This is a genomic window from Acinetobacter sp. 797_lipA (genome assembly GCF_058243025.1).
On sequence record NZ_JBZAYQ010000001.1, the window covers coordinates 1,683,151 to 1,703,084 of the forward strand.

At 41.2% G+C, this 19,934-nt stretch carries 17 protein-coding genes and 1 riboswitch; of the genes, 13 read left to right on the forward strand and 4 right to left on the reverse strand.

The window, feature by feature from the left end; all coding sequences use genetic code 11:
- Positions 1–195 precede the first annotated feature (195 nt).
- From AC4CU2_RS08135 to AC4CU2_RS08145, 3 genes are all read right to left on the reverse strand, one after another.
- Positions 196–1,929, reverse strand: coding sequence for a SulP family inorganic anion transporter (locus tag AC4CU2_RS08135; RefSeq protein ID WP_490768615.1), 1,734 nt, complete (start codon positions 1,927–1,929; stop codon positions 196–198).
- A gap of 73 nt (positions 1,930–2,002) precedes the next feature.
- Positions 2,003–2,754 (reverse strand): IS5 family transposase gene (locus tag AC4CU2_RS08140; RefSeq protein ID WP_101495461.1). Its coding sequence is split into 2 segments (ribosomal slippage): positions 2,003–2,418 and positions 2,418–2,754, totalling 753 coding nucleotides; the frame shifts between segments, so codons are not numbered across the junction.
- A 93-nt stretch (positions 2,755–2,847) separates the two neighbouring features.
- Positions 2,848–3,165, reverse strand: a complete 318-nt coding sequence (locus AC4CU2_RS08145; protein ID WP_004693230.1) for an ArsR/SmtB family transcription factor — start codon at positions 3,163–3,165, stop codon at positions 2,848–2,850.
- 390 nt (positions 3,166–3,555) lie between these two features.
- Here AC4CU2_RS08145 and rutD point away from each other — a divergent pair, with 390 nt between their 5' ends.
- From rutD to cysK, 8 genes are all read left to right on the forward strand, one after another.
- Positions 3,556–4,359: a pyrimidine utilization protein D gene (gene rutD, locus AC4CU2_RS08150; RefSeq protein WP_490768616.1), complete on the forward strand. Its 804-nt coding sequence runs from the start codon at positions 3,556–3,558 to the stop codon at positions 4,357–4,359.
- A gap of 344 nt (positions 4,360–4,703) precedes the next feature.
- Positions 4,704–5,816 carry a pyrimidine utilization protein A gene (rutA, locus tag AC4CU2_RS08155; RefSeq protein WP_004979789.1) on the forward strand — a complete coding sequence of 371 codons (1,113 nt, stop codon included), beginning with the start codon at positions 4,704–4,706 and terminating at the stop codon, positions 5,814–5,816.
- Entirely contained in the window at positions 5,813–6,562 is a 750-nt protein-coding gene (gene rutB, locus AC4CU2_RS08160; protein ID WP_490768617.1) for a pyrimidine utilization protein B, read from the forward strand. Before rutA ends, rutB begins: the two co-directional genes overlap by 4 nt.
- Before the next feature lie 30 nt (positions 6,563–6,592).
- Entirely contained in the window at positions 6,593–6,976 is a 384-nt protein-coding gene (rutC, locus tag AC4CU2_RS08165; RefSeq protein WP_004979782.1) for a pyrimidine utilization protein C, read from the forward strand.
- Between the two features lie 97 nt (positions 6,977–7,073).
- Complete coding sequence (gene rutF / locus AC4CU2_RS08170) at positions 7,074–7,598, forward strand: NADH-dependent FMN reductase RutF (RefSeq protein WP_419276193.1); 525 nt, start codon at positions 7,074–7,076, stop codon at positions 7,596–7,598.
- Between the two features lie 36 nt (positions 7,599–7,634).
- Positions 7,635–8,990: a pyrimidine utilization transport protein G gene (rutG, locus tag AC4CU2_RS08175; protein ID WP_490768618.1), complete on the forward strand. Its 1,356-nt coding sequence runs from the start codon at positions 7,635–7,637 to the stop codon at positions 8,988–8,990.
- A gap of 45 nt (positions 8,991–9,035) precedes the next feature.
- The gene (locus AC4CU2_RS08180) at positions 9,036–9,872 is read left to right on the forward strand and encodes an NAD(P)-dependent oxidoreductase (protein WP_445290546.1); all 837 of its coding nucleotides are present in this window, start codon (positions 9,036–9,038) and stop codon (positions 9,870–9,872) included.
- Between the two features lie 161 nt (positions 9,873–10,033).
- Entirely contained in the window at positions 10,034–11,032 is a 999-nt protein-coding gene (gene cysK, locus AC4CU2_RS08185) for a cysteine synthase A (protein WP_062034814.1), read from the forward strand.
- Between the two features lie 61 nt (positions 11,033–11,093).
- On the opposite strand, the gene AC4CU2_RS08190 is transcribed toward cysK, so the two are convergent.
- On the reverse strand, positions 11,094–11,705 hold the full coding sequence (locus tag AC4CU2_RS08190) for a TetR/AcrR family transcriptional regulator (RefSeq protein ID WP_004693224.1): 612 nt from the start codon (positions 11,703–11,705) through the stop codon (positions 11,094–11,096).
- A gap of 521 nt (positions 11,706–12,226) precedes the next feature.
- Between AC4CU2_RS08190 and AC4CU2_RS08195 the strand changes: the two genes are divergently transcribed.
- The 5 genes from AC4CU2_RS08195 (at position 12,227) to uca (ending at position 19,907) form a co-directional block, all read left to right on the forward strand.
- Positions 12,227–13,399 (forward strand): thiolase family protein, encoded by a 1,173-nt coding sequence (locus AC4CU2_RS08195; protein ID WP_490768619.1) that lies wholly within the window; start codon positions 12,227–12,229, stop codon positions 13,397–13,399.
- A gap of 319 nt (positions 13,400–13,718) precedes the next feature.
- The gene (locus AC4CU2_RS08200; RefSeq protein WP_004979763.1) at positions 13,719–14,612 is read left to right on the forward strand and encodes a LysR family transcriptional regulator; all 894 of its coding nucleotides are present in this window, start codon (positions 13,719–13,721) and stop codon (positions 14,610–14,612) included.
- 144 nt (positions 14,613–14,756) lie between these two features.
- Positions 14,757–14,860: riboswitch (guanidine-I (ykkC/yxkD leader) on the forward strand.
- A gap of 27 nt (positions 14,861–14,887) precedes the next feature.
- Positions 14,888–15,628, forward strand: a complete 741-nt coding sequence (locus AC4CU2_RS08205) for an urea amidolyase associated protein UAAP1 (protein WP_490768620.1) — start codon at positions 14,888–14,890, stop codon at positions 15,626–15,628.
- Between the two features lie 17 nt (positions 15,629–15,645).
- Positions 15,646–16,296 carry an urea amidolyase associated protein UAAP2 gene (locus AC4CU2_RS08210; RefSeq protein ID WP_490768621.1) on the forward strand — a complete coding sequence of 217 codons (651 nt, stop codon included), beginning with the start codon at positions 15,646–15,648 and terminating at the stop codon, positions 16,294–16,296.
- Between the two features lie 5 nt (positions 16,297–16,301).
- A complete protein-coding gene (uca, locus tag AC4CU2_RS08215; RefSeq protein WP_490768622.1) occupies positions 16,302–19,907 on the forward strand; it encodes an urea carboxylase in 3,606 nt (1,201 codons plus the stop codon).
- Positions 19,908–19,934: the final 27 nt, after the last annotated feature.

Genomic DNA, 19,934 nt, shown 5'->3' on the forward strand with positions numbered 1-19,934 from the left:
TTTTAAGTGCGCCATTTTATACCTAATTTGCTAACTGACTGAAAAATATTTAGATATAAAAATTAAGTTATTGTAATTCCAGTTTTTATTATTCATTTTAATTCATTAAAATGACATATTTAACGGATTTTTATCATAAATGCCTGCTTGATATTTCTCACTAAATTGAAAAAGTGCAAGCAGACATTCGGTCTCTTATGAAGTTTTAAGCAGCTGAGGTGAAAGGGTCTGAATGGCTTGATAGTGAGTTAAAAAGACATTCCCACTCAAATTTTTCAATAGTTTTGAGCTTTGCAGTCGATCCATCACAGGGCCTTTAACTTCGGACAAATGCAGTAGAATGTTTTGCTTGGCCAATTCTAGATTAATATCTTCCAGCATTTCTAAAGCACTCAAGTCTATACTACTGACACTGGAGCAATTAATCACGACATGAGCTAACTCAGGTTGTTGGCTCACAGCATTGATCAGCTCGCCTTTCAATATATTGGCATTTAAGAAGGTTAGGCTTTCATCGATACGCATAGACAGTACTTGTGCCGTCGTCTGAACTTGATGGCGTTCAACATTGCGAAAATGTTGCGTCCCCTCGACCAAGCCAATCACAGCAATATGTGGCCGGCTAATCCGCCAAAGCAACAAAATAAAGGTCGAAACCATGCCAATGATCAGGCCAGTTGAAATATCGATACAGACAACACCAAAAAAGGTAATCCACATCGCGATACCATCTGCTTTGGAATACTTCCATGCTTCGATAAAGGGTTTAAAGTCCACAAGTTTCCATATGGAGACGATAATCGTTGCAGCCAAAATTGCTAAAGGAAGGTCCTGAAAGAAACCTGTAAAGTATAAGCTCACTACAATAATCAGCAGCGAAGAGAGCACACCCGCCATAGGGGTCTGAGCGCCTGCATCTGCATTAACGACAGTACGAGAAAGGCTGCCTGTTACAGGAAAGGCCGAACTGAAACCTGCACTGATATTGGCTAGCCCCAAAGCGATAAGTTCTTGGTTGCTGTTGAGTTGGCTTCGGTTTTGTAAAGCAGTGGCTTGAGCAATGGAAAGTGATTCAACAAAACTGATCATCGCTATCATGGTTGCACCTGGCAAAAGTTGCAGAACTAAAGTCCAGTTCCAATACGGCATATCGAGTGGAGGCATACCAGATGGAATGATTCCGACCGTTTTGATTCCAAGCGTTTGCAGCTGGAAAAAATAGACCAAGGCAATCGAGGCAACCACTAAAAATAAAGGAATAGTACGCGAAAGTAATACGGTCGATCCGAACCAACCTTTTAAGGCATTAGTATTCAGCAACTTTGGTACATAAATTAAAAATGCAATTGCATACAGTCCAAACAGAAGTGTACCTATGTGAGTCAAACTGATGTATTGCCAAACACTAACCACAAACTCGGGGATGTTATTGGCTTTTAAAGGCAGATCGACAATAAACTTCAACTGACCCAAAGCAATCAGCAAAGCAGATGCAATAATGAAACTTTGGATGACGGGGTGGCTAATCAGTTGGATGAGGAAACCAAACCGAAATAAACCCAACAGCAGGGAAATGATACCGACCATTAGGGCTAATAAACATGCCGCTTGTATATAAACAGGTGAACCAACTTCAAACATCGAGTTCAAAGTCGCAAAGGTCATCATCGAAATGATGGCAACAGGGCCAATAGAAAGAGTCGGGCTGCCACCAATGATGGCATAAATAATCATTGGAATAATACTGGCATATAACCCAGTGATTGGCGGTAAGCCTGCCAACATGGCATAGGCCATGCCTTGAGGAACCAACATGGCAATGACGATAAAAGAGGCAAGTAAATCTGACTTAAACGTAGGCGTGTCATAGTGCTTGAGCCATTGCCATGCGGGTAGATAATGGCTTAGAAGACGATTCCAATCAGACATAAAAAAATCTAAATCACAAATATAGATATATTATGCATAAAAAATGCTAAGAAGTCTTAGGGTCTGTTGAGAATTACCGAGAGTTAATTAAACTCGCGCACAATTGAATCATGGCTTCAAAACTCGTATCTGTTTTACAACTACGCATCGCTATACGTTTAAATTCTTTTAACTTACAGAAATAGTTTTCAATGAGATGACGCCATTTATACATAATCGTATCAAATGCTCTCATTACTTTTCGATTAGATTTAGGTGGGATCACCACTTTCACTTTACGTTCATTGAGTTCTTGGATGAGCCAATCTGCATCAAATGCTTTATCAGCCAGTAATGCTTGAAAATCAACATCTTCAATTAAAGGTTTGGTTTCTACTAAATCGTGATATTGACCAGGCATTAATCGAAATTTAATAAGGTTGCCTAGACTATCCACTAAGGCAAGAATTTTACAGGTCATTCCACCTCGAGATTTACCTATAGACTGTTTGAAAGTCCCCCTTTTGCACCTTGCCCATGTCGATGAACTTTAACAATCGTTCCATCAATCATGGCGTATTCCAAATCAACATCTTCATTTACAGATGCAAAAATAGTTTCAAATACACCAGCTTTCACCCAATCACGGTATCTTTTAAAGACGGTATTCCATTTACCAAAATGAGGAGGTAGATCACGCCATGGACTGCCTGTACGGGCAATCCATAGGACTGCTTCTAAAAATAATCGATTATCTTTTCCACTACGACCTCGATCGGTCACTTTACCTAGGCAAAAAGGTTCCATTTTTGCCCATTGGGCATCAGTAAGTATGTATCTATCCATAGTACTATTATAAATTAATCAGTAGCCTTTGTTAATTCTCAACAAGCCCTAGCATTCGTTTTCAGAGCACAGAAAATATAGCAGTGATTTGGTTTAGAGACGTGGTTTTGGGCAGTACAAGCTATACAAAGTATTTAAAACTTCAATCATGCGTTCATCTTTAATGGAGTAATAAATTTGCTTACCATCACGGCGCGTATTTACCACATCACTTTTACGTAACATCATTAATTGTTGAGAAAGAGTCGGCTGTTTGATGTCGGTAATTTCTTCAATTTGAGAAACATTAAGTTCTTGTTGCGACAAATGACACAAAATTAATAAACGATCAGTATTGGCTAGAGATTTTAAAATACTCACAACAACTTCAGCAGAGTCACGCATAGACGTTATTTCAAGTCCTGTGTTCATTTAAAACCTACTCATAAAACAAAACAACTGTGCGCTTAGTATAAAACCAAGCCGTTCATAATGCTGTCTTTTCAAGTCCAATATGCATGGCTTTTAGTGAAATAAAATATTAGCTAAAGTTATATATGCTGAATGTTTACATCAAAATTAGTTATTCAAAATGTTGCTTAAGTTCTCGATATTTATATAATTTAAGTTGATTTTTTAAATCAAAAACTCATTCTTTATGATTATTTATAATAAGCTTTGAATATTTTATCATATAGAGGCATTAAAATCATAATTACAGAGCTTTTTAAAAAAATCATTATAAATTTAAAAAATACAAACATTTATTAAAAGGCATAATTATTGCTAGATAATATTTTTGACCAAAAAGTAAACTTTGAGATGAATGTACAAATTTTTCCATCCCATATAGATGATGCTGATTATGTGGTCTTATCATCGGGTTTAGGTGGACATGCGCAGTTTTGGCAGCCACAAATTCAAGACCTACAAACCAAATTTCATGTCCTAACTTACGATCAAGAAGGTTGCCATGAAAACAGTACATTATTAAAACCAGATTATTGTATACGCGATTTGGGCCAGCAGCTTTTGCTGATTTTAAAGCAACAATATATTCAACGGTTTCATTTTATCGGCCATGCACTGGGTGGTTTTATTGGTGCGGAGTTGGCATCCTTATGCCAATCGACCGAGTATCAGATGTTGTCAATCACGATTTTAAATGGTTGGGACACGTTAGATGCGCATACCTATAAATGCTTTGAAACCCGAATTAACCTTTTAACATCTGCTGGCACTGAGGCTTATGTCAAAGCACAGGCCTTGTTTTTATATCCGCCAGCTTGGATTTCAGCAAATATAGAAAGTATTCAAAAACAAGAACAGTTTCAAATTCAAAACTTTCCACCGCATGAAAATGTATTGCGACGGCTAAGTGCTTTAATGGACTTTGAACTGAGCGAGGAGGTACGAGCCGCTTTGCAGAATATACCGATGCATTTGATTGCAAACCAAGATGATTTCCTTGTGCCTTACCAACGCTCACAAAACCTAAAACGGTTGTTTCCGCATGCACAGTTGACTCTTTTAAAGCAGGGCGCTCATGCAGCGACTGTAACCGAAACAGTCGTGATGAATAAGGAAATGTTGGCTTTTTTAACAGTGCTGGAAAGTTTAGTTTAGATTATCGATTGTTTAATTTGGCTTTATAAAGTGAAGGTGTATAGGTTTTAAAATCTATACACCTTTTTTATTTAGGCTAAAAATATAAAAACTCTAGTTTGGATCATTTACCGCACAATCATTGATCACGCCTCACAGAGATAGTGCATAATATAATAAATAATTTTACTTTTTGGTAAAAAATAAAATTAAGTAAAATTATTTAATATGTTGAAAAATAATAATAAATAATAGTTGGCATGGCTTGTGCAAATATATTTTTACCAAACTAAAGGTTAAAAGTCTTGCTGTATTTAGCCTTTGATGTTCTGCAAATAATGAAATAAGTGTAGAGGATGAACGAGATGAAAATAGGTGTATTTTGCCCGATTGGAAATAATGGCTGGCTGCTTTCTGAAACCGCGCCACAGTACATGCCTTCATTTGAACTAAATAAAAAAATTGTTCAACGTGCTGAGTATTATGGTTTTGACTTTGCTTTGTCGATGATCAAACTGCGTGGCTTTGGCGGGAAAACAGAGTTTTGGGATCATAACCTAGAAACATTTACCTTGATGGCTGGGCTCGCTGCGGTGACCAGTAAAATCCAAATCTATGCAACAGCAGCGACGTTGGTGATGCCGCCTGCAATTGTGGCACGTATGGCATCAACGATTGATTCCATTTCAAATGGTCGTTTTGGTTTAAATGTCGTGACAGGCTGGCAAGCACCCGAATATACGCAAATGGGGATGTGGCCAGGAGATGAGTATTTTGCACAGCGCTATGAATATCTTTCCGAATATGTGGAAATTTTGCGTGAACTCTGGGCGACAGGTCGTTCAGATTTTAAAGGAGAGCATTTTACTATGCAGGACTGCCGTGTGAGCCCACGTCCACAAGCAGATATGAAAATTATTTGTGCGGGCCAGTCTGATACAGGGCTTGAGTTTTCTGCCAAATATGCCGATTACAACTTTGTTTTCGGTAAAGGGCTGAATACACCGACAGCTTATGCAGAAATCAATGAGCGCTTAAAACAGCAAACCGATAAAACAGGGCGTGATGTACAAACTTATGTGTTGTTTATGGTGATTGCTGCAGAAACTGATGAAGAGGCGCATGCGAAATGGCAAACATATAATGCTGGTGCGGATATGGAGGCGATTAATTGGCTAATGAACCAAGGGGGTAAAGATACCAAATCTGGAACAGATACTAATATTCGCCAAATGGCATCTTCGGTTTCGCCTGTGAATATCAATATGGGGACTTTAGTCGGTTCTTTTGAACATGTTGCACAAATGTTGGATGAAATTGGTGAAATTCAGGGGACTGAAGGTATTTTGCTTACCTTTGATGATTTTGTACAAGGGGTCGAAGACTTTGGTCAGCGTATACAACCTTTGATGAAATGCCGTGAACATATCGTGGTTGAAGCGGATGCACCACGCGTTGTTTTGGAGAAAAGCGCATGAATGACTCTATAGTCTGTACAGAATTTACTAAACAAAGTCTGCAAGCAAAAACATTAAAAGCAGAACCTGAACATATTGCTTTAGCACCTGAGCACACGGCATTGATTGTGATTGATATGCAAAATGCCTATACCTCAGTAGGAGGCTATTTGGACTTGGCCGGGTTTGATGTATCTAAAACCAAACCTGTGGTTGAAAACATTCAAAAAACCATTACTGCTGCACATGCAGCTGGCATTCAGGTGATTTACTTTAAAAATGGTTGGGATGACCAGTACCGTGAAGCAGGAGGGAGTGATTCACCAAACTTCCATAAGTCGAATGCTTTAAAAACCATGCGCAAAAATCCAGAGCTGCAGGGAAAACTACTGGCAAAAGGTGGTTGGGATTTTGAGTTGATTGATGCACTCAAGCCTGAGCCACAAGATTTAGTCATAGAAAAGCCTCGCTATAGTGGATTCTTTAATACTGCGTTGGACAGTATGTTGCGGGTGCGAGGAATCCGAAATTTAGTTTTTGTCGGTATTGCGACCAATGTCTGTGTCGAGTCGACTTTAAGGGATGGTTTTTTCTTGGAGTATTTTGGGGTCGCTCTTAAGGATGCGTGCTATCAAGCTGGGCCTATCGAGGTGCAAGAAGCAAGTCTCTATAACATCAAAACCTTTTTTGGTTGGGTGTCTGATACACAAAGTTTTGTGAATACCTTTCAAACTTCAAGCAGTCACACACTGGCAAAAACAGCATAAGTCATACATACGAAAGATAGAGGAAACCTCATGCCTAAAGAAATTATTGTGCCTGAAGGCACAGCGAAACCACTTGCACCATTTGTACCTGCAACTAAGGCTGACAATATCGTTTATGTATCAGGCACCTTGGCCTTTGATGAACATAACAACGTCGTTCATGTTGGTGATGCAGCAGCACAGACTCGACATATTTTAGAAACCATTAAACGAGTCCTTGCAACCGCAGGTGGCACAATGGATGACGTCACTTTTAATCATGTTTTTGTGAAAGATTGGGCCGATTATGGCGCGATTAATGCTGTATATGCCGAGTATTTTCCAAACGATAAACCTGCGCGCTATTGTGTACAGACTGGACTGGTCAAGCCAGAGGCTTTGGTTGAAATCGCTTCGGTTGCACATGTGGCTTAAGTGGAATAATCAAATTTTAATGCCCTGATATACGATTTTTTAGGGCATGGAGAATACGATGAATGCAAAACTGATGAATCAAGATCAAGTTGAAACCATGCTGAATCATAAACCACCAGAGGCAATGGGTGAGGCGATGCTGGATCAACACACGTTTCGTCAAGGTATGGCGAATCTAGGGGCTGCTGTCAATGTGATTACAACAGATGGGGGTGCGGGTCAGGCAGGCTTTACTGCATCGGCAGTATGTAGTGTGACCGATACACCGCCAACGTTGTTGGTGTGTTTAAACCGTTCAGCCTCTGTGTTTGAGACATTTAAAACCAATCAAGTGTTATGTGTAAACACGTTGTCGAGTCAGCAACAACATTTATCCAATTTGTTTGGAGGTAAAACGCCAATGCCTGAACGTTTTGCACAGGGCACATGGTCCACACTGTTGACCAATGCACCTGTATTGGAGGATGCCTTGGTGAGCTTTGATTGTGAAGTGGTACAGACTATGTCTGTAGGCAGTCATGATGTGCTGTTTTGCCAAGTCAAAGCCATGAAGCAAAGTTATGGACTAAATGCGCTGATGTATTTTAACCGTGGTTACTGTGAGCCATTACCAATGTGCTAATTCAAAAAATCCTACTTTTACAAGGAGGGGAAACCCATGCAAACAAAAGAATCATGGTTTCCAAAATTTAAGCCTTATCAAGGCGATTTAGATACAACGCCTGTGCAAACAGATGAATATTTACCCGCAGGAAAAAGCATTATTTTGGGGTTGCAACATGCTTTTGCCATGTTCGGTGCAACCGTACTTGCCCCATTGCTGATGGGCTTTGATCCGAATCTAACGATCTTCATTACAGGCATTGGTACGATACTCTTCTTCCTCATGACCGGTGGACGTATGCCAAGTTATTTGGGGTCAAGCTTTGCGTTCATTGGAGCAGTGGTCGCAGTTACGGGTTATACAGGTGTTGGAGCAAACCCAAATCTTTCTTTAGCACTGGGTGGAACCATTGCGTGTGGAGTGTTGTACGCGTTAATTGGCTTAATTGTGATACGCACTGGTACGGCATGGATTGAAAAGCTGATGCCACCTATTGTGACAGGCGCCATCGTGATGATTATTGGCTTACACCTTGCACCAGTTGCGATCAAAAGTGTGTCAGCCAATCAGTTTGACTCTTGGATGGCGTTAATCACGATTATTTGTATCAGTGTCATTGCGGTATTTACCAAAGGTATGGTGCGCCGTTTACTGCTACTTTTAGGCTTAGTTGCATCCTATTTTATTTATTTTTTACTCACTAATGTCATGGGTTTTGGTACTGCAATTGACTTTGCAAAAGTCGGTCAAGCAGCATGGTTTGGTTTACCAACTTTCCACAGCCCAACCTTTGATGTAAACGCCATGATGTTGATTGCACCCGTTGCGATTATTTTAGTGGCGGAAAACTTAGGACATTTCAAAGCTGTATCGGCGATGACGGGGAAAAATTTGTCTCCTTATATGGGGCGCGGTTTCTTTGCAGATGGCGTATGTACCACACTGTCTGCTTCAGTTGGTGGCACAGGGATGACCACCTATGCTGAAAACATTGGAGTGATGGCAGTCACTAAAGTTTATTCAACCACAATCTTTGTTTTTGCAGGTGTATTTGCGATTTTACTGGGGCTTTCGCCTAAGTTTGGCGCAGTGATTAGCACAATTCCCGTTGCACTCTTGGGTGGTGCATCCATTGTAGTTTTTGGTTTGATTACCGTTGCTGGCGCAAAAATTTGGGTCGATAACAAAATTGATTTCACCAAGAATAGTACTTTAATGATTGGGGCCGTGTGTCTGATTATGGGAACTGGTAATTACAGCTTACAAATAGGGAGTTTTGACCTAGGTGGTATTGGCACTGCAACACTAGCAGCCATTCTGCTTAATCTTTTCTTGAACCGAGGCCGTGAAAAAGAGCAAGTCGTAGAAAAGTCGGAAGATCAAATCAATAGCACTATTGCACACAGTTAGGAGTACATTTTGAGTCTGAATATTGCATTTATAGGACTTGGGGCAATGGGTTGGCACATGGCCTCCCATTTGCCAAAACTGGGTCATAATGTTTGGGTGTGGAATCGCACAGCGGAAAAAGCGTCTTCACATGCGCAAACCTTCGGTACTTTGCAGGTTGAACTTCAACAAGCGATGCAAGCCGATGTGATATTTTCATGCTTACCGACCAGTGCAGATGTTGAAGCTTTAATGGCGTTACATCCACCCAAATTTGGAAGTTTATGGGTGGATTGTACCAGTGGAGTGCCTGAGTCTGCGCAGCGAATTTCCACTGATTTGGCAGCACGTGGAGTAACTTACTTAGATGCACCTGTTTCGGGTCAAACCGTTGGTGCTGAACGCGGTACTTTGACGGTTATGGTGGGTGGTAATATCGCTGGATTTGAAAGGGCAAAACCTATTATTCAGGCATTTGCAGGGCTAATTGAATACGTTGGGGAAAGTGGTGCAGGCTTTGCGGTTAAGGCGGTGAACAATACGCTCATGGCAACGCATTTATGGGCACTGTCTGAAGGTTTGTCTATTTTGAAGAATCGAGGCGTTGACTTGGCTGGAGCATTGAGTTGTATTAATCACTCCAGTGGTAAAAGTACCATGTCTGAAACGGTGATGGCGCAAAAAGTTTTGAGCCGAACTTTTCAAAAAACTTTTGCTTTAAACCTGTTGCAAAAAGACATTGGTATTGCGGTAGATCTGGCCGAAGAAGGACAGATGAAAACACCTATTTTTCAAATGGCACAAGAACTGTTCTTAAAAACAGATAGAGAACAGGCTGCACAAGTAGACTTTAGCGCGGCCATTACACAGTTAGAAAAGTGGAATAGTGTAAGGCTCGTTTAAGCTGGTCGCGCGGGAGAAAAGCATGGGAAAACTCATGCTTTTTCTGTTTAAGTGATTTATTTATCAAATAAAAACATAAGCCCGACCAAATGTCAGTTTGCATTTAAAAATCAGGGTATGATAATGAGTGGATCATTAAAAACAACATAGGAAACATTGGTATGAGTACTGACTCAGCTTTTCCAACGCCTAATAATTTAGGGATAGCGGTTTATAGTAATAATGCAGAAGCGATTGGTAACACACCATTGGTTCGTATTAACCGAATTATACAAAGTCCAGCCACCGTTTTAGCCAAAGTTGAAAGCCGTAATCCTGCATTTTCAGTAAAATGTCGTATTGGGGCTGCGCTGATTGCGGATGCGGAAGCACGCGGTGTGCTGAAAGCGGGAATGCACATTGTCGAACCAACCAGTGGCAATACAGGCATTGCTTTGGCATTTGTTGCTGCTGCAAAAGGTTATGCGTTAACCCTGACTATGCCATCAAGCATGAGTATCGAACGTCGTAAAGTGATGAAAGCTTTGGGTGCGAACTTGGTTCTCACCGACCCTGCAAAAGGGATGCGCGGTGCGGTAGAAGAAGCACAGCGTTTGTTGGATGAAAATCCAGACACTTATTTTTTACCACAACAGTTTGAAAACCCAGCAAACCCAGCTATTCATGAAGCAACGACTGGCCCAGAAATTTGGGAAGCAACAGGTGGTAAAGTTGATATTTTAGTTGCAGGTGTCGGGACGGGCGGTACGATTTCAGGGATTTCAAGTTATTTTGAAAAAGTAAAAAAACAAGCCCTGTACTCAGTTGCGGTAGAACCTGCTGAGTCGCCGATTATTGGTCAAACCAAACGTGGTGAAACTTTGACGCCTGGACCACATAAGATTCAGGGCATTGGCGCTAACTTTATTCCTAAAAACTTAGACCTCGACTTGGTCGATGAAGTGATGCCAATTGATGCTGCAACAGCAATTGATTGGGCGCGAAAAACAGCAAGTCAAGAGGGTATTTTGGTGGGTATTTCAAGTGGTGCCGCGATGGCAGCAGCAGCTGAACTTGCAGCACGCCCTGAAAATGCAGGTAAAACTATTGTGGTGATTTTACCTGACGGTGGTGAACGTTATTTATCTTCAGTTTTGTTTGAAGATATTTCTGCAGACTAATTTACTGTATGAAAAAAAGCTAAACATTTCATGTTTAGCTTTTTTTATGACGTTTAGAAACTTAAAGTGCTGCGTGTGAAATTTTATCGGGTGTCATGAGGGCTTGGTTGACATACAGTTTAATCAGACGCTCACGTGAACCGATTGATTTTTGATAATGCGTTGAATTGAGTAACAATGACGCACCGTAGGTCACTGTCCATACATAAGATAAATAATCACGAATGGACATTGCGCTGTCTAAAGACTTTAAGTAGTCAGAAGTCATGTCTTTAATTTCGATAATACGTTGCTCACGTATTTGATAGAGCTTCTCAAAAAGTTCTTTGAGTTTACGTTCGTTATTGGTTAAACGTTCTTCAATAACGTGCAGTAAAATCGTACGGTTCGAGTTCAACATATTATAAAGCATGTATTCGGAAACATACGTTTTAATATCGTTGTTATGCTTTTGAGAAATCTCTAGCAGGCGAGTTTCATTCAAGATAATCAGCTCTAAATAAAGTTGATTTTTACTTTTGAAATGCTTGTAGATCGTACCCTTCGCAATATCGAGTTCCGTTGCTAATTCGCTTAAGGTGATGTCTTGATTATTGTCTAATAATAAAGTCTCAGCCATGGCTAAAATTTTCTCTTTGCGTAATAGAAAATTTTGTTGGCGTACTGAAGTCATTGGCTTATTCCAGTGTATTTCATGAGAACTATAGAGAGGCTATTGAACTTGGTTGAAAATGAAAATGCAACTAAGGTCTTGGATATTACTACAATCGTTTTAAAAATATCCACTTGTTCAACAATAGAAATAAATACAGGTGCATTTTCTCATTTCGTTGTCAATAAATTTGATCTCTAGAGATCAAATTTGGGCCATTGCATTCCTTTTTCGTGATTTTTACACTATTGTCAGTAGAGCCACTGTGTTCTTAGAGACGAGAACCTTTAGTGCTCAAACCTTGAATGCAGTGCGGGTTGGTAAATAGATCATGTGTCTTATGGATCGATGTCTTATGCACTTGTGTTTATTTTAATGTCTTTATAGATGACTTGCTTTGAGATGGTAGCACTATGAAAAACATTAAAATAATATCTGAAAAGGTTAACTCCTTTGCAATATGAAAAAATAGATAGGGAATGTCTTTAAGTCTCTTAATTGGACTTAAAGTAAATAAACCGCAAAAAAGGATGAAATAGAAAATGATTGTTATTGTAGACGGTGTACGTACAGCAATGGGTGGTTTTCAAGGTTCACTATCGAGCTGTACCGCGCCTGAACTGGGTGCGGTGACAATTAAAGAAGTGTTAAACCGTTCTGGCTTACAGCCGACCGATGTCGATGAAGTGATCTTTGGTTGTGTACTTCCAGCAGGTTTAAAACAAGGCCCTGCACGTCAAGCAATGCGTATGGCGGGCCTACCTGACTCAACGGGTGCAACAAGCATCAATAAAATTTGTGGCTCTGGTATGAAAGCCGTCATGCAAGCGGCTGACGCGATTAAAGCAGGTTCAGCTGAGATTGTGGTGGCGGGTGGTATGGAGTCGATGTCAAATGCGCCGTATTTACTTGAAAAAGCACGCGCAGGCTATCGTATGGGACATGGTAAAACAACCGATCACATGTTCCAAGAAGGTTTAGAAGATGCTGAAACAGGTCTGTCGATGGGTGTACTTGCTCAAGAAATGGCAGATAAAAAAGGCTATACCCGTGAGCAGCAAGATCAGTATGCCATTGGTTCTTTAAATAAAGCTGTTGCTGCGATTCAAGGTGGTTTCTTTAAAGATGAAATCGTGCCTGTGACGGTAAGTAGCCGTAAAGGCGATGTTGTGGTTGATCAAGATGAACAGCCGCTCAATGCCAAAGTGGATAAAATTCCAACTTTACGTCCAGCATTTAAAAAAGACGGCACGATTACTGCGGCAAATTCGAGCTCTATTTCGGATGGTGCTTCGGCATTGGTTGTAACTTCATCTGAAGTTGCTGACGCACGCGGTCTTAAGCCATTGGCAAAAGTTGTGGCTTATGCAAGTAATTCCCAGCATCCATCTGAGTTCACCATTGCCCCTGTAGGTGCCATTGAGAAAGTTTTAGCCAAAGCAGGCTGGTCTGCGAGTGATGTAGATCTGTGGGAAGTCAATGAAGCATTTGCGATGGTCACAATGCTTGCCATTGATGGATTTGATTTAGATCCAGCAAAAGTCAATGTGAATGGTGGCGCTTGTGCACTTGGTCATCCATTGGGTTCATCTGGTTCACGTATTATCGTGACTTTACTGCATGCTTTGAAACGTACTGGTGGGAAAAAGGGTGTAGCTGCTTTATGTATTGGTGGTGGTGAGGCGACTGCTATTGCCGTCGAGCTGCTGGACTAAAACTGTAATATTCTTAGCTATGCCTGTGAAGAAAATATTTTAAATAGCTATAATTCGGCATGGTTGATTTCATCAAAGGTTCGATTGATTCGGGCCTTTTTTATTTTGTAAAATACATGCAGATCATGCGACATAACTTTTCAGGGAAAGCATCGATTGTTGAGTACAGCTAAAAGTATAATTAATGTTCTTTTATTGCTGAAATGTCTGATATTAGACCTAGATGCCTGTAAAAGTAAGTTTTGAGCATTGGATCATCGCTATAATGAGTAGATGATGGATCGTCTACCATCACATGCATATAAGGAACATTTTTTTCGTGTTTGAACTGGACTGTAAATTACTCAGTATCTTTTTTTACGTTTATAAGTTTAAAAGTGTGTCACTGGCGGCTGATCATTTAGAAATGAGTCAACCGACGGTGAGTAACATTCTGAATAAAATTCGCCAACATTATAATGATCCGCTGTTTTTACGGATTGGCAATGAAATGGTGCCAACTGAGCTGTCGAAACAGCTGTTTCCGTTGGTCAGTGAGGCTTTAAACAAGGTTGAAATCATCAATAACTTTACGATTGATTTTGACCAAGCCACTTCGCAGCAACAGTTTAGTTTGGCCATGACCGATGTTTCGCATTTGGTGTTATTGCCGAAAATTTCGCAATATTTAAAGAAACATGCGCCGCATATTCGTTTGAATATCCGTCCGATCACCTCTGAAACCAGTTATCAAATGGCAAATGGTGAGATTGATTTGGCGCTGGGTTTTTTACCTCAATTGGAAAATGGCTTTTATCAACAGCAACTGTTCGAGCAGTATTATGTGGTGATTGCCGCCAAAGATCATCCGCGTTTGACAGGTGACAGTATCAGCACAGCGCAGTATTTGGCTGAGTCACATATCGATATTGATGCGGGTATGGGACATTACCATATTGAAAACGAACTGCTTAATTTAGAACTAAAACGTGACATTTTAATGCGTTTACCGAGCTATTTAGGGGTAGGCTTGGTGGTACAAGAAACCGATGCAATTGCGACAGTCCCGTATTATTTAAGTGAAGTGCTGCTTTCACGTGGCAATTTAAAGATCTTCAATGCACCAATTGCCTTCCCAAGTTATGGGGTGAAACAGTATTGGCATATGTCTTGTCATCATAAAACCAGTCATCAGTGGCTGCGTCACATGTTCCATGAAATTTTAATGAAGTAATTCTTAAAATTTGATGCTTTTTAGTGCGCATAGCGAAAATATGCGTGCTTGAAATCTAAAGTGCCCATTTATTGCTCATAAATAGTATTACGAAGTTTAAAAATCGTAATACTGAATTGGCACAGCCTTTGCATCGTCTAATCTGAAAGAGTGATCTAGGGTTCCGATACATATCTATTTTATGTATGTCTGCGACCGAGAGTTCACGGTTCGAAAGAGCTACACGGAGGGATAAAAGCCCGGGAGGTAAACAGTTACGATTTAGGCAGAGGCGCATGAGCACAATAACTTATCACGACGATAACGCACTATGGACTGAACTTTTACCGGGTGGGCATCACTGGTCTGGGCGTATTCAACGCGGCACCGTTTTACAGTTCCAAGCATTGGGAGCACAAGCCAACGTTTCACTTTTCTGTGTCAACAGCGAAGACAAGCTCGAACGCTTTAATATGCCCGATAGCTTAAAGGCACAGCACACAGCATTTCTAAGTACAGGACATGTGTTGTATTCAGACTTAGGTCGGGTTATGGCCTCAATTGTTCACGATGATCATGGTTGGAATGATGCCTTAAGTGGTCCGAGCCGCACAGAACAGATCCAAAAACAATTTGGCACTCAAACTTTCCAAGATACACGAAATGAGATGTTTCGGAGTGGACGCGACAGCCTGTTACTTGAAATGACCAAGTATTCATTAGGTCAAGCCGACCTGTCAGCTACGGTCAACCTATTCTCTAAAGTTCGCCCTGATGATGCAGGCAACTTATCTTATATCGATGTCGATAATACCCATCAAACTATTGAACTGCGTTTTGAGATGGACTGTCTGGTGTTCTTATCTGCTGCGCCACATGGTTTGAGCCAAGCAGCAAAGTATCAGCCTGCCGATATTCAAATGCGCTTATTCAAAGCCTCCACTTTAGCAGTACACGATGTCTGTCGTGACTCATGCCCACAAAACCAACGCGGTTTTCAAAACAACGCACGTTATTACGCATTTGATGCTGCTTAAGCCCAAGGAGAATACGCATGACCAGTTTACAAGCATTTGATCAAACCGTTTTAAATGAAGTCTGTCCAGCGGGTGAGGCATGGATGTGTGAAGTCCAGAAAGGGCAATATTTCCGCATTATTGACCTCGAAGGCAACCAAGCAGTCGATACTTTATTTATTTCTGCGAACAATCCTGAAGAACGTTACAGCGCAACCGATACTTTAGCCATTAATCAGCAGATTTATCTCGAAAAAGGCACAGCTCTATATACCAACTATGGCAACAAAATCGCCACGATCCATGATGATAACTGTGGTCGCCATGACACCTTAGGCGGTGCTTGTTCATGTGAGAGTAACACCGTACGTTATGCACACGACACATTTCCGATGCACAGTTGCCGTAATAACTTTATGACAGCTTTAGCTTTGCACCCTATCGCAAAAAAGTATGGACTAAATGTTCGTCATATTGGGCCGAATATTAACTTCTTTATGAATGTACCCGTGAGTAGTGATGGGCATCTCAAGTTTGACGATGGAATATCGGCGCCGGGTAAATATGTTGAAATTCAAGCAGAGATGGATCTCATCGTGCTGATTTCAAACTGCCCACAGCTGAACAACCCATGTAATGCCTATAACCCGACCCAAATTCAACTGATTGTACGTGAAGGCAAGGAGTAAGCAGCATGTTTAAAAAAGTTCTCATCGCCAACCGTGGGGCAATTGCCTGCCGAGTAATTCTTACATTAAAGAATTTAGGCATTCAGTCTGTTGCGGTGTATTCAGAAGCAGACCGTGATTCCTTACATGTAACGTTAGCCGATGAAGCGGTATTTATTGGTGATAGTCCAGCCAGCCAAAGTTATCTAAATATTGAAAAAATTTTACAGGTCGCGAAAGAAACGGGTGCTGAAGCCATTCATCCAGGCTATGGTTTCTTGTCTGAAAATGTGGAGTTTTGTGATTTGTGTGAGTCACAGGGCATTGTGTTTCTAGGGCCGAATTCAGCGCAAATGCGGAGTTTTGGCTTAAAGCATACTGCGCGTGAACTAGCCATTCAGGCGAACGTGCCATTGTTACCGGGGAGCCAACTTTTAGCAGATGAAGCGGAAGCATTGGTAGAGGCGAATCGTATCGGTTATCCCGTGATGCTGAAAAGTACCGCAGGTGGTGGCGGTATTGGTATGCGTTTGGTGTGGAATGAAGTGGAGCTGAAAGATGCTTATACAACTGTATCTTATTTGGCCCAAGCGAATTTTAAAGATGCAGGCTTGTATTTAGAAAAGTTTGTGGAAAATGCGCGTCATATTGAAGTCCAAATTTTTGGTGATGGCCGAGGTTTGGTTCTGGCTTTGGGAGAGCGGGACTGTTCAGTACAGCGCCGTAACCAAAAGGTAATCGAGGAGACTCCAGCACCACATTTAAATGCTGAACAACGTACTTATATTCAGGGTGTTGCGGTTCAACTGATGCAGTCAGTGAATTACCGTTCGGCAGGTACGGTTGAATTTGTGATGGATACAGACACCCAGCAATTCTACTTCTTAGAGGTGAATACACGTCTACAAGTTGAACATGGCGTGACTGAACAAGTGTTTGGTGTAGACCTTGTGGAATGGATGGTTACTTTAGGTAGCGGTGACTGGACTGCGCCAACAGATACACTTGCACCTAAAGGCCATTCGATCCAAGTCCGTTTATATGCTGAAGATCCAATTAAGAATTTTCAACCCAGTGCTGGGTTATTGACTTATGTCGAGTTTGATCCGCAAGCGCGTAATGAAACATGGGTAGAAACAGGTTCAAACGTGTCTTCCTTTTATGATCCAATGATTGCCAAAATCATTGTGACTCACGAAAACCGTGAAAGTGCAATTCAGGCCATGAGCGATACTTTGGCAAAAACCTCAGTGGCAGGAATTGAAACCAATCTTGAGTATTTACAAAATATTATTGACTGTGAAGTGTTTAAAGCAGGGACACAGACTACACGTTTCTTAAATACTTTTGAGTGGAAAACCCAAAAAGTTGAGGTATTACAGTCTGGTATTCAAACGTCAATACAAGACGTCAATGGTCGTTTGGGGTACTGGGATGTTGGAGTGCCACCATCAGGTGCGATTGATCCACTATCGTTAAATGTTGCTAATCAACTATTGGGAAATCCATTTAATACCGCAGGGCTCGAATGTACATTACAAGGCCCAACTTTAAAATTCCATTGTGACAGCCAAATCGTGATTACGGGTGGCGACATGCTTGCGACATTGGATGGTGTCGACGTTGCCATGTGGCAGACCCTTAATGTTAAAAAAGGGCAAATTCTTAAAACAGGTAAAATCACCACAGGTTGTCGTAGTTATATTGGCATTAAAGGCGGATTCAATGTACCTGCCTACTTAGGCTCGCAAGCGACTTTTACTTTAGGTCAGTTTGGTGGTCATGCAGGACGCAATTTACTCATTGGAGATATGTTACCTATTACGGCTTATAGCTCGGTAGAAACTGTTGCACTGAGTACAGTACAAGTGCCGAGCTTTAGCCATACTTGGAACATTGCAGTGATGTATGGACCACATGGAGCGCCCGACTTTTTCACCAAACGCGATATTGAGCGCTTCTTTGAGCAAGAATTTGAAATTCACTTTAACTCAAGTCGTACAGGCATTCGTTTAGTCGGTGAAAAACCTGAATGGGCACGTACCGATGGTGGTGAGGCAGGGCTGCATCCTTCGAATATTCATGATAATGCTTATGCCATTGGCGCGATTGATTTCACTGGAGATATGCCAATTATTTTAGGACCCGATGGTCCAAGTTTAGGCGGCTTTGTTTGTCCTGCGGTGGTGGTTAGCTCAGAACTATGGAAAATTGGTCAGCTTAAAGCGGGCGATAAAGTTAAATTTATCCCGATTTCTTATGATCAAGCACAAGTATTAAATCAAAAATATAGCGCAGCGTTAACAGCGGATACGACTGAAAATGTAGAATTTGCTCCAAGCTTTCATACTGAAATGGAGACCTTATCAGATGCCGTTTTAGCGACATTAAAAGGTGAGAACGCTAGACCTGATGTGACTTATCGTCCTGCAGGTAATAGTTATCTGTTGGTTGAATATGGAGAGTTGGTTTTAGATCTCAATTTACGCTTCCGTATTCATGCTTTAATGCAATGGGTTAAAGACCAAAGTATCGAAGGGATTATAGACTTAACACCGGGTATTCGTTCACTGCAAATTCATTTTGATTCATTGGTGCTAGATCAAAAACATTTATTATGCCTTTTACAGCAAGCAGAAAGTGAATTGCCTGATGTGACCGCAATGGAAGTGCCTTCGCGCACAGTCTATTTGCCTTTGGCTTGGGAGGACTCACAAACTCAGTTGGCGACTGAACGTTATATGCAAACAGTCCGTCCAGATGCGCCGTGGTGTCCTGACAATATTGAGTTTATTCGTCGTATCAATGGTCTAGACTCAAAGCAAGCAGTGAAGGATATCGTATTCAGCACCAATTATTTGGTGATGGGTTTGGGGGATGTGTACTTGGGTGCACCTGTGGCAACGCCGCTGGACCCACGTCATCGTTTAGTAACTACCAAATATAATCCTGCACGAACATGGACACCTGAAAATGCAGTCGGTATTGGTGGCGCGTATATGTGTGTCTATGGCATGGAAGGCCCGGGCGGTTATCAGTTTGTTGGACGTACAACCCAAATGTGGAGTCGTTACCGCAAAAATCCAGACTTTGAACAGGATAAGCCATGGCTACTGCGCTTCTTTGATCAAATTAAATTTTACGAAGTGTCTGAAACAGAACTGATGCAAATGCGGGAAGACTTTAAAGCGGGACGCTTAAAGCTTCGTGTAGAAGATGGGGTTTTAAATCTAAAAGAATACAATGACTTCCTCATTGAAAATGCGGCATCCATTTCAAGTTTTAAAGCGGTACAGCAAGCGAACTTTGAAGATGAACGCCGTCGTTGGCATGAGGCAGGTTTGGCTGAACATGTTTCTGAAAGTATAGATACGGTGTTAGATGATAGTGAAATTCAAATTCCTGAAGGTGGTTGTGCAGTAGAGTCGCATATGCCGGGTTCTATTTGGAAAATTGAATGTACCTCTGGAGACATTGTGGAAGAAGGGGCAACTTTGGCCGTGATTGAAGCCATGAAAATTGAAATTCCCATTATTGCACCTGAGCGGATGAAGGTTGAAGCCATTACCATTGAAAAAGGGCAAACGGTAAAAACAGGTCAGGTGCTGTTTACACTGGCACCTGTAGCCTAAATTCAAATATCAAGAAATACAAAAAAG